We start from the raw sequence: 14,042 nt of genomic DNA on the forward strand, positions 1-14,042 counted from the left end.
AGTGGTAAGATGGCCTTAAAATGCATCCGCGCATTTATTGTATAGTTTTTCAGCTGCTACTGATAATATCAAATGTTTGCGGCCAGGCAAACACGCAATACTTCACCCACATCAGTACGCAGAACGGCCTTTCTCATAATAAGGTCAATTGCATCATGCAGGACAGGCAGGGCTTTACCTGGATCGGCACTGATGACGGCCTCAATCGTTATGATGGCCAGCGGTTCGAAATCTTCCGGCACTCACCGGATAATATTTCATCGATCAGCGGAAATATCATTACCGATGTTCTCGAAGACAGCAGCGGGGTCATCTGGATCTCCAGCGCCGATGGAGGGATCACCCGATTTGACCATAGGGCCAGGCCTTCAGAACGTTTCAGGTTATATCGCCATAGTCCGACAGATACTTCATCTATCCCGGTAAATACTGTGAATGCAATGCTGTTCGACAGGCGTGGATACCTGTGGCTCGCAACAAGCGGTGCCAGCCTGGTAAGATTCGATACGCGGACAGCAGAATTCCAGCCTGCTGAACCGGGCTCTAAACGAACCTGTACAGATGTCTGCATGGATGGAAAAGGAATGATCTGGTCAGGAAGGCAGGGCGGAAGTTATATGATCATTGATCCTGTCACCCTCCGGGTCACAAACGATGACCGGTACTTAAACCCATACCGTAAACTTCCACATGTTACAGTAACAACCTTATACAAGGACAACAGGGATAATATCTGGTTCGGATCATGGGATAACGCGGTTTATAAATACAGTGCATCCACCAGCGAGGAAGAAGTTTGGGCGAACCAGGAAAATAACCCCGGCCTGGGTAAGGATGAAGCCACGGCTTTCACAGAAGATAATTCCGGCAACCTTTGGATCGGCACAAAAAAGTCAGGACTACTGTTACTGGATCTGCAATCGAACAAATTCTACCGCAACCAGCACAGCTCATCCCGCGAGGGCACTGTTGCTTCAAATACGATCAACTGTCTTTATCGCGACAGGAATAATAATATCTGGGTCGGAACAGACAAGGGCGTCAGTGTTTCGATGAGTGGTAACAGGAACTTCATGCAGGTATTTCTGCCTGCATTGCCCGGTGTATATAGCGGGTCGGTCGTAAATGATTTTACGACTGGTGCAGATGGCAAGTTATGGATTGCCACCAGTGATGGGGTCTTCATCAGGGAAGGCGAACAATTCAGCCACTTCCCGATAAAATACGGCGGCAAGGCTGTAAACGTAACACGGTTCTTTAAAGACCAGCACGGTAACATGTACCTGGGGGCAGATTATTCGCTTTTTACTTTTGACCCGGTAAATATGCGGTTTGAACTGCTTCCGAACACCGCTGAAGATGTCGTGATGAACAGGATAATCGCGTCGCGGGTTGTTTCAATGGCTGAGGATTCTGTCAACGGCCGGCCCGCACTGGTTGTATCTCCCTACGGGCACTTCATTACCTATTATGATCTTGTAAATAAGAGATGGATCAGCAGGGCTGATTCAATAAACAGGATCATCAGCAGGTTTGACCTGCGCGACAATCTTGTTAAAAAAATCTACAAAGATCCATCCGGCAGGTTATGGCTGGGAACAGCAAAAGCAGGTCTTGCTGCCTGGGATCGGAAGACACACCGTTTCCGCTATTACATGAACGATCCTGCTGATCCAGGCTCCATCAGTAATAACCATGTTGGCGACATGGAGTCAGACGCCGGTGGGAAGATCTGGTTGACAACATTTGGCGGGGGGCTGAATTGTTTCACTCCTGCAACAGGGCGGTTTGATCACATCACCACTTCCGCTAACCTGCTTGAAGGGTTAGCAATCGATAAAAGTGGGAAGATCTGGATGATTGGAAATGGAACAGTGCATCGCTATGACCCGGTGTTGAAAAGCTTTATGTCGTTCAACGTTCCTGATATGGAGAAATCGGGTGGATTGAAAGGTGATCTGTACCGGGATGAAGAAGGATGGCTCTACGGTGGGGGACTGGGCTTCTATATCCGTTTTCATCCGGATTCAGTAACGCTGCACAGGGAACAGCCTGAAGTTCTGCTTACAAATCTTTTGGTCTATGACAGTTCGTATTCAGAACGGTTATATAAAGAGACAAAAGTGAAACTGAAGCATGACGAAAATTTTTTCAGCATTCACTACTCGGCACCATGGTATGAGGGGAAGGTATATTACCAGTATATGCTTGAAGGTCTCGACCAGAAGTGGATAGATGCAGGCGATCAGACAATTGCTCCATATACACACCTGAACGGAGGCCATTACACTTTCAGGGTGCGGGCAAGCACCGTGCCTGGGATCTGGTCGGGCAGGCAAACTGTTCTGGACATTTATATCGTTCCGCCATTCTGGACGACCTGGTGGTTTTATACGATTCTGGTGGTGTGTCTCGCCGCCATAATGTATGGCATCTACCGGTATCGGATCAATGAGCTGGTTAAGCGGCAGGGGATAAGGAACCGCATTGCGCAGGACCTCCATGATAATATGGGATCAACGCTGAGCAGCATTTCAGTTTACAGCCAGGTTGCTAAAATTTATAAGGAACAGCATAAACAGCATGAACTTGATGAGACCCTGGAGAAGATCAGTGTTACATCAGGAGAAATGATTTCAGAAATGAATGACATCGTATGGGCCATCAATCCCAGGAATGACCATATGGAAAAGATAATCCAACGGATGGAATCCTTTGCCAGGCCACTGATGAAGGCTTCAGGAATAGGTTTCCGGCTTGACTATGATGAATCGGTATTACGTCTCAACCTTGGAATGGAAAAGCGAAAGAATTTTTATCTCATTTTTAAAGAGGCTGTTACCAATGCTTTAAAATATGCAGAGTGTTCTGAAGTGGCTGTAGACATTACCATGCGCCAGGAAAAAGTTGATCTGAAAATTTCAGATAACGGGAAGGGATTTGATCCTGTTGCGGTGATTCAAACCCATGAACATACTTTATCCGGAAATGGTTTAAGGAATATGCAGATGCGGGCGAAAGAAATGGGCGCAACATTGGCACTGGACGCAGCGCCGGGCAGGGGAACTTCTGTTTCGCTCCGGTTTGGCCTACCCTGATTTGGGGATTGCCAGCAGAAACTTATCTGGTTACATTTGTTTAACAAATTAGCATGAGCCTGCGTATCGCAATATTTGATGATAACAAGAACATCAGGGAAAGCATAAAAATGCTGCTCGAAACCGAGCCTGATTTTATTGTTTCAGGTTCTTATTGCCATGTGCTCGATTGTTTGCAGGATATCAGGGAATCGAAGCCGGATGTGGTTCTTATGGATATTGAAATGCCGGGAATGACTGGCATAGAAGCGGTATACCTGATCAGGAAGGAATTTCCGAACGTACAGGTACTCATGCAGACAGTATTTGAAGACGATGATCGCGTGTTTGATTCCATCTGTGCCGGTGCATCCGGGTACATCCTGAAAAATCACCTCAATACGAAACTTGTAGAATCCATCCGCGAACTTCAGTTCGGGGGTTCACCCATGTCTCCATCAATTGCCCGTAAGGTTCTGAACAAGCTTCAGCAATTGCCGCAACCTGTCCGGCCGGAAGATATACCGGACTATCACCTTACAGCAAGGGAGAAAGATGTTTTATCCTGCCTTGTCAATGGACTCAGTTATAAAATGATCGCTGCCGAACTCAATATCAGTTATGAGACCGTGCGTTCGCACGTAAAAAAAATCTACGAAAAACTTCACGTTGCTTCCCTCACAGAAGTGGTTGCAAAAGCAATTCACCAGCGCATTGTCTAGTCACCGGATTCGGTGATATTCTTACCTGATTCAGGGATTGAAAAATGGGCTTGGTTCAATGAAATTTGTGCCTCGTTGAACCAAAAACCTTATTTATGAAAAAGAGTTCATTATTCGTGGCTGTAATGCTGGCATCGGCAGCGTTCAGTACTGTCAATGCGCAGGAAAAAGTTATTGAGTTGCCCAACAGGGTGAAGCTCGAATTTGTGGAAACGGGTAAGTCAAACGGCGTTCCGGTCATCTTTCTTCACGGCATCACCGATTCCTGGCAATCGTTTAAACTGGTGCTTCCACACCTGCCCAAATCCATTCATGCATATGCCATTACGCTAAGGGGGCATGGCGATTCTGACAAACCACCTGCAGGTTATCAGCCTGAAGATTTTGCCAATGACATCGCCGCATTTATGGATGCGGAAAAAATCAGTGAGGCATATATAGTCGGCCATTCAATGGGGTCGACAATTGCCCAGAGATTTCTTCTTAGTTATCCAGGAAAGGTGAAAGGCGTCGTTCTGATCGGTGCGTTTGCAGGCTACCCGGGTAATGCGCCCATAAGCGAATTTTACCAGGCAGTAATAAACCTGGAAGATCCCATTGATCAGTCATTCGCAAATGACTTCCAACTTAGCACCACAGCAAGCCCGGTGCCTGAGAGCTATTTCAATACAATGGTAGGAGAGTCATTGAAAGTTCCTGCATTTGTATGGAGGGCTGCCCTGGAGGGACTGATATCAGTCAATTACACGGAGCAACTCTCTGCAGTCACCAAAAGGGTTACAATTTTCTGGGGTGCGGAAGATGGATTTTGCCCGCGTTCAGACCAGGACAAATTGCTGGCAGCGATCAGCGGATCATCATTAATAGTTTATGAAGGAACCGGTCATGCACTTCATTGGGAAGAGCCGCGACGGTTCGCAAACGACCTGGTCGCATTTATCGGTGATGCCGACAAATAGTGGCCGGACAATTTAAACATCTGTTATGAAACATTTATTTTTTATAGGTGGTGTTATTATAGTTGGACTGTTTTTCGCAAATGGCCGGCGGCCTGCGAAAATCGTGGAAACAGGAATCAGTATACCTGTATATTGCGGACCGTCGATCGACACCGCCCTGATGAATAATGGAGACGCCCCCATCTTCAGTGGACTCGGCAATCTTCATTTCGCGGTCACTACAACATCAGCAAGGGTGCAACAATACTTCAACCAGGGATTGTCGCTGATGTACGCGTTCAATCATGGTGAAGCAGGCCGATCATTTAAATCTGCATTGAAGCTCGACTCAACATGTGCCATGGTGCATTGGGGAATGGTGATGGTGTTGGGACCGAATTATAACGCAGCATTAAATCCGACAAGCCTTGCTGAGATCAACGCTTACCTTGACAAAGCAAAATTCTATGCAAAGGATGTGAATGAAAAGGAAAAGGGATTAATTGCGGCTGTGGCTAAGCGTTATCCTTCAGAGCCGGCAACTGACATGTCGCCATTCAATGAAGCTTATGCAACGGCCATGAAAAAGCTGGCCATCAGGTTTCCCGATGACATGGAAATTGCCGTACTGTATGCTGAAGCACTGATGAACGAACACCCATGGAATTTGTGGCTGAAGGACGGAACACCACAACCATGGACACCCGCTATTCTTAACCTTCTGGAAGAGATCCTGGGCAAATGGCCTTCACACCCCGGAGCCATTCATTATTACATCCATGCTACAGAAGCTTCGAAGAATGCGGAGAAAGCACTGCCTTATGCAGGCAGGTTGCCGGAACTGATGCCTGCCGCCGGCCACCTGGTGCATATGCCTTCACATATTTACATCAGGACAGGTGATTACCATAAAGGGGTGCTGGTAAATGAGCAGGCAAGTTCGGCGGACAGCGCATATATCAGTCAGTGCAGGAGGGAAGGCAGTTACCCGATGTTATTATATCCGCATAATATTCATTTCCTGGCAGCTTGTGCATTTCTTGAGGGAAGTTCGGAAAAAGCAATCCGCAATGCATGGCGGGTGTCAGCAGTCACTGACAAGAGATATTTGGCAGAAAATATCACGTTGCAGCATTATTACATAATTCCCTATTACGTATTGGTGCAGCTTGGCAGGTGGAAGGAGATCCTTGCCTTATCAGCCCCGGGTGAAAGCCTCCTGTACCCGCGTTCCATTTACCACTATGCAAGGGGAATGGCCTTCGCTGCTTCCAATGAATTGCCGGCTGCCGAACGGGAACTGGAGTTACTGAAAATCATCGCAGGGGATGCAGCATTGAAGAAAATGCTGATCTGGGATATGAACAGCGCTGCAGACCTCGCAGGGATAGCATCCAATGTTCTGGAAGGGGAAATCCTGGCAAGGCGAAGAAGGTTCGATGCAGCAGATAAACTCTTTGTTGCTGCTATTGAAATCGAAGACAGGCTAAATTATACCGAACCGCCCGATTGGTTTTTCTCAGTTAGGCTTACGCGCGGCCACTGGTTACTGAAAGCACAAAAGTATGCCGGGGCGGAAAAGGTTTTCCGCGACGATCTGCAAACATTCAAGGAGAACGGTTGGTCCCTGATGGGATTGTATAAGGCACTTGCAGGCCAGGAAAAGGACGTGGAAGCCGCGGAAGTTAGTAGGCGATTCAATGTAGCATGGCAATGGGCGGATATTTCGATTTCCAGCTCTCGTGTCGAATAATGATTCTGTCTGCTTTCGTATTTTCAGGCAGTGAAATATCGCATAAAGGAAAATTCTATATGGGCAGGAATTGCGGCCCGGCGCCTGCGGTCAGAAAAAATGGCCATGGTGCTGGGCTCTACCATACATCTGCACAATACCAGCATGGAGGAGTTGCTGCAGAACCGGCGGTGGTTACGGCATGAGCTGGCCCATGTTAAACAATTCAGCCAACTCGGATACCTGCCATTCCTGTGGATGTATTTCCGGGAGTACCTGAAAAATGGTTACCGCCAGAATAGGTTCGAAGTGGAGGCCAGGGCGGCCGAATATGACGAGAGTTTTGATAGTTACGTGTTCATTCCCAGTTCGCGGCAATCCGCCAGGATCTCCTAAAAGACCCATTGCACTTCGCCCACCCTGAATTTCCTTTCCTCTGTATCAGTAGTTAGCAGTTCCCCGGATGCATTTACGTGCCTGACAGTGGTTTCGAATGAATTCCCGTCTTTGCTTAGCCGAACCTGCCTGCCTCTCCCGAACAAAAAATGGTTGTAATCGGCCAGGATCGTTTCCTTACCCCCGGAAATAAGCTCCTGCCACCTGGCTTCAAGACTGGCACAGAGGCCGTTCAGCATCTCCATCAGGTCGAAATGACGACCGGTGATCTGTTTAAGCGACACCGCTCGGGTGGTGGCAGGGTCGAAAACAGTCTGGTTGATATTCAGGCCTATTCCCACTATGGCAAACTGCCAGTGAGAACCCGACCAGTTGTTCTCAATCAGGATTCCGCCTGCCTTTCTGTCACGCCAATAAATATCATTTGGCCATTTAATAGAAAGTTCATCGCCGCCATACGGCCGAAGCCAGTCGTGGCATCCGAGCGCCACAGCCATGCTCAGGCAGAATACGGAATCAGCAGGCAGGGTGTTGGTTTCAAGTATAAAACTGGCAATTATGTTCTCCCCGCTGGTCGTTACCCAGCTGCGGCCCATCCGGCCTTTCCCCGCAGTTTGTTCAAGCGCAAAAATGACTTCTCCGTGAGTTGCCAGTCGCCTGTGAACAAGGTCCATGGCATAGTTGTTGGAGCTGTCTACTGTAGTTAGGACGGTGATCCGGTTGCCTATATGTTGAGCGGCCATCAGGTTGCGTAAAAGATTAGTATTTTTGAACGTGGCGAATGTAGGATTTTCCTTAATTTGAACGGGGATGCTGCCGCCCGTCAACCGGCACCGGTTTATTTTTGACCACTAAAAGAAAAGATTATTGGAACCATTGTCAGCTTTAGCTTCTCGTCAACGAAATAGTGTGACCCGCTTAACCAAGAATTCGAAGATCCTCAAATCCATTATAAAGGCGATCCAGGACAAAAAAGGAGAAAATATAATCTCACTCGATCTCCGCAAAATACACGAAGCCGTAGCCGATTTTTTCATCATCTGCCAGGCAACTTCGACCACCCAGGTAAAAGCTATAGCCGATGCCGTAGAGCATGAAGTGAAGCTTGAACTGGGGGAAAATCCTTACCGGCATGAGGGACAGCAGGCGGCACAGTGGATTTTGATAGATTACGTGAATGTGGTCGTGCATGTGATGCAGCCCGAAGCCCGGAAGTTTTACCGGCTGGAGGAAATGTGGAGTGATGCGCCATTGACCGAGTATAAGTAATAAAAAAGGGGCCATTTTGAACAATGTGGCCCCATATGCATTAGTAATTCTTTATAGTCAAACACAATATGTCACAGGAAGATTTGAAATCAAATGAGAGGGGAGGATTTAACAGGATGAGACCCAGACCCGACGGAAATGGAAATGACCCACGCAGGGGCCCTAAATTCAATATTTACTGGATCTGGGGCGCTTTAGCTGTTATACTTCTTGGTTTTAACTTGTTCAGCTCTTTTGCTCCGGATGCCCGCAGGATCACCTTTGCAGAATTCAATGAGCATATGCTCGCAAAGGGAGATGTTGAAAAGATTGTCCTGATCAGCAACAAAAACCTGGTCCGCGTCTTTATTAAGCCCGACAGCCTCAAGAAAGAATATTACCAGAGTAAGCTGCCGAAAGGATTCAACGCTGCCACGGACAAAGGCCCACAGTTTGAATTTACCATTGCCAAACCTGAAATATTTACGGACGACCTCCGGGATTTTTATGCCAAGAACCCCCAGGTCAGGGAAGTGCCCCGTATCGACGATACGGAGGGCGACTGGCTCGCACCCATTTTCCAGTTCGTATTACCTATTTTCATCATAGTGCTTATCTGGGTGCTGCTCATGCGTAAAATGGGTGGCGGAGCCGGCGGCGGCGCCGGACCCGGAGGTATTTTCAATATCGGCAAATCGAAGGCACAGCTTTTCGACAAAGGCACTAAAGTGAATATCACTTTTAATGATGTTGCCGGACTTGATGAAGCAAAGGTGGAAGTGATGGAAATCGTGGACTTCCTCAAGAATCCGAAAAAATACACCAGTCTCGGTGGTAAGATCCCCAAAGGCGCATTGCTTGTTGGTCCTCCCGGAACCGGTAAGACCCTGCTCGCAAAGGCCATGGCCGGTGAAGCACAGGTTCCGTTCTTCAGCCTGAGTGGTAGTGATTTCGTTGAAATGTTTGTGGGTGTCGGCGCAAGCCGGGTTCGTGACCTGTTCAAACAGGCACGCGAGAAAGCACCTTGTATCATATTCATTGATGAGATTGACGCTATTGGCCGTGCACGCGGAAAGAATGCCATTATGAGCAATGATGAAAGGGAAAGCACCCTTAACCAGTTGCTCGTGGAAATGGATGGATTCAGTGGCGAAAGCGGAATTATTGTCCTTGCAGCCACGAACCGTCCCGATGTACTCGATAGTGCGTTACTGCGTCCAGGACGTTTCGACCGCCAGATCTCGATCGATAAGCCCGATGTGAAAGGAAGGGAAGCTATCTTCAAGGTTCACCTGAAACCTATCAAAGTTTCAGAACATGTGGACATTCATAAGCTTGCAGAACAGACACCGGGATTTGCCGGCGCGGATATCGCCAACGTATGTAACGAAGCTGCGCTTATCGCCGCACGTAAGGGTAAGGAAGCAGTTGATATGTCTGACTTCCAGGATGCGGTGGACAGGGTGATTGGCGGACTGGAAAAGAAAAACAAGATCATTTCTCCCGATGAGAAAAAGATCATTGCTTACCATGAAGCAGGCCACGCAATTTGCGGCTGGTATCTCGAGCACGCTTACCCGCTGCTGAAGGTTACCATCGTTCCAAGAGGTACGGCAGCACTTGGTTATGCGCAGTATACTCCGAAGGAGCAATACCTGTATAATACAGACCAGCTGATGGACCAGATCTGCATGACCCTGGGCGGCAGGGCAGCAGAGGATATCTTCTTCGGCAAGATTTCAACCGGTGCCCAGAATGACCTGCAGCAGATCACCCGTATGGCCTACGCCATGGTGACTGTGTATGGAATGAATGACAAAGTCGGGAATGTAAGCTTCTATGATCCGCAACAGGAAAATTCATTTACCAAGCCGTACTCGGAAGAAACTTCAAAGCTTATCGATGAAGAAGTAAGGAAACTCATCGATTCAGCATATGACCGTACCAGGGAACTACTTACGGAAAAAAGGCAGCAGGTAGGTATCCTGGCCGAAAAGCTGCTCGATAAGGAAGTGTTATTCCAGAGCGACGTTGAACAGCTTATTGGAAAGCGTCCGTTCGAGGAAAAGAAAACCCTGGACGTTGAAGAAACTCCTACTATTGTTTAAGGTTATATGAACGTATCACCTTCAAAGGAAAATATTCTTAAAAAGATCAGGAAGGCGTTGAGTGAATCAACGCCTATTCCTTTTCCTGCAAGTGAAGGAAGTCAGTCGGTTTTCCAGCCACAGCGCGAAGACCTGGAACTGCTGTTTGCATCTGCATTTACTCACCTCCAGGGAAAATTCGTTTTTTGCGTCGACCAGCAGGAACTGGTACTCCGGCTTCAACACCTGTTCCAGCAGGAGTCTTTCAAAAAAGTCTATTGCCGGGAAAGCGCCTTGTTGAAGATGTTCAGCGGGTCAGGATGGGATAACGCGACTACCGATAAACCGGGGGATCTTTACACCTGTGATGCAAGCATTACCACCTGTGAATTCCTGGTTGCCCGCACCGGTACAATTGTGATGAGTGCTGCCCAGGAAAGTGGTCGCACAACAAGCGTCTATGCGCCTGTTCATATCTGCATAGCCAGCACTGACCAGCTGGTGTATGACGTCAGGGATGGACTTAAGATGGTTAAAGATAAATATGGTTCCTCGCTGCCTTCTATGATTACCTTCGCATCAGGTCCCAGCCGGACTGCAGATATCGAGAAGACCCTCGTCGTAGGTGTTCACGGGCCGAAAGAAGTTTATCTTTTCCTGGTCGATGAACTGGGGATCTGAACCATAGTCAATTTGTTCACAAACTTATTCCTTGCATGCATTTCCTTCCCGATTACCAGTTGTTTGTTTATGGCTCGCTCCGTAGGGGATTCCAGCACGACGCGTATGAATATATCCGCCGTTACTTTACTTATGTCGGGGAGGCCAGCGTTAAAGGCCTGCTTTATGACATGGGTGAATACCCTGCTGCGATACCTGCCAATACGGAAGCGACAATTGTAGGTGAACTTTACCGGATAAGAGAGATGGATGAGTTTGAGTGGGCAATGGGCCAGCTCGACGACTATGAAGGAATCTATCCTGAAGCTGGGGAAGCCCCGCTCTACAGGCGCGAAAGGGCAACCGTAAGGTTGGGGAATGATGTTAGTACCGAAGCCTGGATCTATTGGTTCAACGGAAGTGTGGAAGGCAGGCCGGTTGTGGCATCAGGCGATGTTCTGGAATACAGGAGAAGTAAAAAATAATAGTAAAAAGTATAAAGCGGCATGCAGCTTACGGAAGGCAAAAAGGTATATTTTCTTTCTGATTTTCATTTGGGTTCTCCGAATCATGAAGCCAGTTTAACCAGGGAAAAAAAGATAGTCCGTTTTCTGGACGAAATTTCAAAAGACGCAGCCGTGATCTTTATTGTGGGTGACCTGTTCGACTTCTGGTATGAATACCGGTCGGTTGTGCCCAAGGGTTATGTACGCTTGCTGGGCAAGCTCGCGGAAATAACAGATCGTGGTATCCCAGTGCACTTCTTTGTTGGCAACCACGACATGTGGATGAATGGCTACTTCGAACAGGAGCTGAATATCCCTGTGTATCACCAGGAACAATACTTTGAGTTCAACGGAAAGAAATTCCTGGTTGCACATGGCGATGGGCTCGGACCAGGCGACCATGGTTATAAATTCATCAAGAAGATCTTCCGGAACCCCTTCTGCCAGTGGCTCTTTGGAATCCTGCATCCTACACTGGGCATTGGGCTGGCAAATTATATGAGCCGCAGGAGCCGTGCAGCAACGGGACAAAATGATGAACATTTCCTTGGCGAAGAAAATGAATGGCTGATCAGCTATTGCAAGGAAGTGCTGCAGAAAAGGCATTTTGATTATCTCATATTCGGACACCGGCACCTGCCAATAGATTTTCAACTCGGAAACAGCCGCTATATTAACCTCGGCGACTGGATCCGTTACGACAGTTATGCCGTGTTTGATGGTGAACATTTAAGCCTTAAATATTACCCGTCATGAAAACAGCCGTCTTACTTGTCATGTTGCTCTTTACCGGGTTCGCTTATGCGCAGCAGGACAGGTTTGCGCTTAAAGGGAAGTTCGGCCAGGATATTTCAGATTTCGCAGTTGATAATCTCGGAAACATATTTCTTGTAAACACCAACGGCCAACTTAAAAAATTATCACCGGCAGGTGATTCTGTAGCGGTATATAACGAAATCAGGAAATTTGGGAAACTCTCCTCCATTGATGTTTCGAACCCATTGAAAGTGCTGCTGTTTTATAAAGATTTTGGTACGATAGTGGTACTGGACAGGTTTTTAAACAGGCGTAATACCATCGATGCCAGGAGGAACAATATTTTGCAGGCAAAAGCAATCGGCCAGTCTTATGATAATGGTGTGTGGATCTACGACGAACTTGAGGGTAAACTCAAAAGGATGGACGACAACGGAAATGTGATCAGTGAAACTGCCGATTTCAGGGTATTGTTTGATTCTCCCCCGTCTCCCATAATAATAACAGATGCTGACCGGCTGGTTTATCTTTATGATCCGGAGAAGGGACTTTTTGTGCTTGATTATTTCGGAACAGTCCGGAATAAAGTAGCATTGCTGGGATGGACAGACGTCCAGGTTTCAGGCAACCGGGTATTAGGCAGGAAAGGTAACAGTCTTGCCAGCTATGTTCCCGGTACACTTGATATCAGGGAAGAACCACTGCCTTCAATGCTGGAAGGCGTTACTAAAGTTCAGGTATCGAGAGACCTGTTTTATATTCTCAAAGGCAATGTACTGTATGTGTATACTATAAAAACGAACCAGTGAAATGAATGATCTCTTAGCATATGAATTCCTGAACAACAGTATCCAGGCTTACCTGGTTTGCTTTGGTACTATCATGCTGGTAATTCTGCTGAAGAAATATCTTTCACGTACAATTTCACGATTGCTTTTCAAGATCATAAGGCACAGGTCGTGGAAGATTGACCAGAAATCATTTGTTGAACTGCTGTTGAAGCCTATGCAGGTCTTCCTGATCGTGACTATAACCATGATCGCGCTCGACAAATTGAATTTCCCCAGGTCACTTGATTTTGAAGTATACCATATCAGCTTCAGGACGATTGTCGACAGTGTTGGCAAAGGCATATTCGTTATCATCTTCATCTGGTTATTAAGAAGGATCATCGATTTTATCGCGATGCTCATGGAACAGAAGGCGAACCTTACACCGGATGTGGCAGATAACCAGATGGTAGTCTTCTTCAAGGATTTCTTCAAGGCTATCCTGGTGATAGTCGGGATCCTGCTGGTGATCCGGTTTTCGTTCAACAAAGACATTACAACTTATCTCGCGGGACTTAGTATCGTTGCGGGTGCGCTAGCCCTCGCAGCCAGGGAAAGTCTTGAAAACCTGATCGCTTCTTTTATCATCTTCTTCGACAAGCCATTCCATGTTGGTGATATGGTAAAGGTCCAGGCTATAACCGGAACCGTTGAAAAGATCGGCCTGAGGAGTACGAGATTACGGACAGATCAGAAAACCTTTGTCACAGTTCCTAATAAGCAGATGGTCGATAGCATCATGGATAACCTTACCCTCCGGACGCAACGCAGGGCAGATCTTAAACTCGAGATTTCGCTACAGACTTCATCCGTAAAGCTCGATCATGTAATAGGCGGCATCAAAAACATTCTCTCTCACCCCGCAATTGAAACCTACGTTACATTCCTCAGTGATATCACTGCTACCGCATTTGTTATACATATCGAGTATTACACGGTAATGATACCGATCGGCGATTTCAACCAATTAAAGCAGACGGTCAACCTGGAAATTTTAAGACTTCTCGAAGGATTAAATGTAGAATTTGCGGGCGAAAGAAAAGAAGTGATGATCGTTGGCCAGGAATCCTTAAGGTAACTTTTTCCCGAA

Annotated in this window: 13 protein-coding genes; 12 read left to right on the forward strand and 1 reads right to left on the reverse strand. The window is 47.2% G+C overall.

The window, feature by feature from the left end; all coding sequences use genetic code 11:
- Positions 1 to 20 precede the first annotated feature (20 nt).
- From OI18_RS02520 to OI18_RS02540, 5 genes are all read left to right on the forward strand, one after another.
- Positions 21 to 3,098, forward strand: coding sequence for a ligand-binding sensor domain-containing protein (locus tag OI18_RS02520; protein WP_039136856.1), 3,078 nt, complete (start codon positions 21 to 23; stop codon positions 3,096 to 3,098).
- Positions 3,099 to 3,151: 53 nt separating this feature from the next.
- On the forward strand, positions 3,152 to 3,799 hold the full coding sequence (locus OI18_RS02525; protein ID WP_039136858.1) for a response regulator: 648 nt from the start codon (positions 3,152 to 3,154) through the stop codon (positions 3,797 to 3,799).
- Positions 3,800 to 3,894: 95 nt separating this feature from the next.
- Positions 3,895 to 4,758 carry an alpha/beta fold hydrolase gene (locus tag OI18_RS02530; RefSeq protein ID WP_052272804.1) on the forward strand — a complete coding sequence of 288 codons (864 nt, stop codon included), beginning with the start codon at positions 3,895 to 3,897 and terminating at the stop codon, positions 4,756 to 4,758.
- Between the two features lie 25 nt (positions 4,759 to 4,783).
- A complete protein-coding gene (locus OI18_RS02535) occupies positions 4,784 to 6,490 on the forward strand; it encodes a tetratricopeptide repeat protein (protein WP_039136861.1) in 1,707 nt (568 codons plus the stop codon).
- 30 nt (positions 6,491 to 6,520) lie between these two features.
- Positions 6,521 to 6,865: an eCIS core domain-containing protein gene (locus tag OI18_RS02540; protein WP_052272805.1), complete on the forward strand. Its 345-nt coding sequence runs from the start codon at positions 6,521 to 6,523 to the stop codon at positions 6,863 to 6,865.
- Here the strand turns inward: OI18_RS02540 and OI18_RS02545 are convergent.
- The gene (locus OI18_RS02545) at positions 6,862 to 7,608 is read right to left on the reverse strand and encodes a biotin--[acetyl-CoA-carboxylase] ligase (protein WP_072038941.1); all 747 of its coding nucleotides are present in this window, start codon (positions 7,606 to 7,608) and stop codon (positions 6,862 to 6,864) included. The two genes, OI18_RS02540 and OI18_RS02545, sit on opposite strands and share 4 nt — an antisense overlap.
- 166 nt (positions 7,609 to 7,774) lie before the next feature.
- Here OI18_RS02545 and rsfS point away from each other — a divergent pair, with 166 nt between their 5' ends.
- The 7 genes from rsfS (at position 7,775) to OI18_RS02580 (ending at position 14,030) form a co-directional block, all read left to right on the forward strand.
- Positions 7,775 to 8,134 (forward strand): ribosome silencing factor, encoded by a 360-nt coding sequence (rsfS, locus tag OI18_RS02550; RefSeq protein WP_039136863.1) that lies wholly within the window; start codon positions 7,775 to 7,777, stop codon positions 8,132 to 8,134.
- 68 nt (positions 8,135 to 8,202) lie between these two features.
- A complete protein-coding gene (gene ftsH, locus OI18_RS02555) occupies positions 8,203 to 10,221 on the forward strand; it encodes an ATP-dependent zinc metalloprotease FtsH (RefSeq protein WP_052272806.1) in 2,019 nt (672 codons plus the stop codon).
- A 6-nt stretch (positions 10,222 to 10,227) separates the two neighbouring features.
- A complete protein-coding gene (locus OI18_RS02560) occupies positions 10,228 to 10,881 on the forward strand; it encodes a LutC/YkgG family protein (RefSeq protein ID WP_039136865.1) in 654 nt (217 codons plus the stop codon).
- A 35-nt stretch (positions 10,882 to 10,916) separates the two neighbouring features.
- A complete protein-coding gene (locus OI18_RS02565) occupies positions 10,917 to 11,345 on the forward strand; it encodes a gamma-glutamylcyclotransferase family protein (protein WP_039136867.1) in 429 nt (142 codons plus the stop codon).
- 21 nt (positions 11,346 to 11,366) lie between these two features.
- Complete coding sequence (locus OI18_RS02570) at positions 11,367 to 12,122, forward strand: UDP-2,3-diacylglucosamine diphosphatase (protein WP_039136869.1); 756 nt, start codon at positions 11,367 to 11,369, stop codon at positions 12,120 to 12,122.
- On the forward strand, positions 12,119 to 12,931 hold the full coding sequence (locus OI18_RS02575) for a hypothetical protein (protein ID WP_039136871.1): 813 nt from the start codon (positions 12,119 to 12,121) through the stop codon (positions 12,929 to 12,931). Before OI18_RS02570 ends, OI18_RS02575 begins: the two co-directional genes overlap by 4 nt.
- A gap of 1 nt (position 12,932) precedes the next feature.
- Positions 12,933 to 14,030, forward strand: coding sequence for a mechanosensitive ion channel family protein (locus OI18_RS02580; protein ID WP_039136873.1), 1,098 nt, complete (start codon positions 12,933 to 12,935; stop codon positions 14,028 to 14,030).
- Positions 14,031 to 14,042 lie beyond the last annotated feature (12 nt).

It is taken from the genome of Flavihumibacter solisilvae (assembly GCF_000814475.1).
Lineage (GTDB): Bacteria > Bacteroidota > Bacteroidia > Chitinophagales > Chitinophagaceae > Flavihumibacter > Flavihumibacter solisilvae.

Excerpts from the sequence above, each read along its gene's own strand:
- ftsH (WP_052272806.1), top strand. The coding sequence starts at position 8,203 with ATGTCACAGGAAGATTTGAAATCAAATGAGAGGGGAGGATTTAACAGG.
- OI18_RS02580 (WP_039136873.1), top strand. The coding sequence starts at position 12,933 with ATGAATGATCTCTTAGCATATGAATTCCTGAACAACAGTATCCAGGCT.
- OI18_RS02570 (WP_039136869.1), top strand. The coding sequence starts at position 11,367 with ATGCAGCTTACGGAAGGCAAAAAGGTATATTTTCTTTCTGATTTTCAT.
- OI18_RS02560 (WP_039136865.1), top strand. The coding sequence starts at position 10,228 with ATGAACGTATCACCTTCAAAGGAAAATATTCTTAAAAAGATCAGGAAG.
- OI18_RS02530 (WP_052272804.1), top strand. The coding sequence starts at position 3,895 with ATGAAAAAGAGTTCATTATTCGTGGCTGTAATGCTGGCATCGGCAGCG.
- OI18_RS02575 (WP_039136871.1), top strand. The coding sequence starts at position 12,119 with ATGAAAACAGCCGTCTTACTTGTCATGTTGCTCTTTACCGGGTTCGCT.
- OI18_RS02535 (WP_039136861.1), top strand. The coding sequence starts at position 4,784 with ATGAAACATTTATTTTTTATAGGTGGTGTTATTATAGTTGGACTGTTT.
- OI18_RS02525 (WP_039136858.1), top strand. The coding sequence starts at position 3,152 with ATGAGCCTGCGTATCGCAATATTTGATGATAACAAGAACATCAGGGAA.
- OI18_RS02565 (WP_039136867.1), top strand. The coding sequence starts at position 10,917 with ATGCATTTCCTTCCCGATTACCAGTTGTTTGTTTATGGCTCGCTCCGT.
- OI18_RS02520 (WP_039136856.1), top strand. The coding sequence starts at position 21 with ATGCATCCGCGCATTTATTGTATAGTTTTTCAGCTGCTACTGATAATA.
- OI18_RS02545 (WP_072038941.1), bottom strand. The coding sequence starts at position 7,608 with ATGGCCGCTCAACATATAGGCAACCGGATCACCGTCCTAACTACAGTA.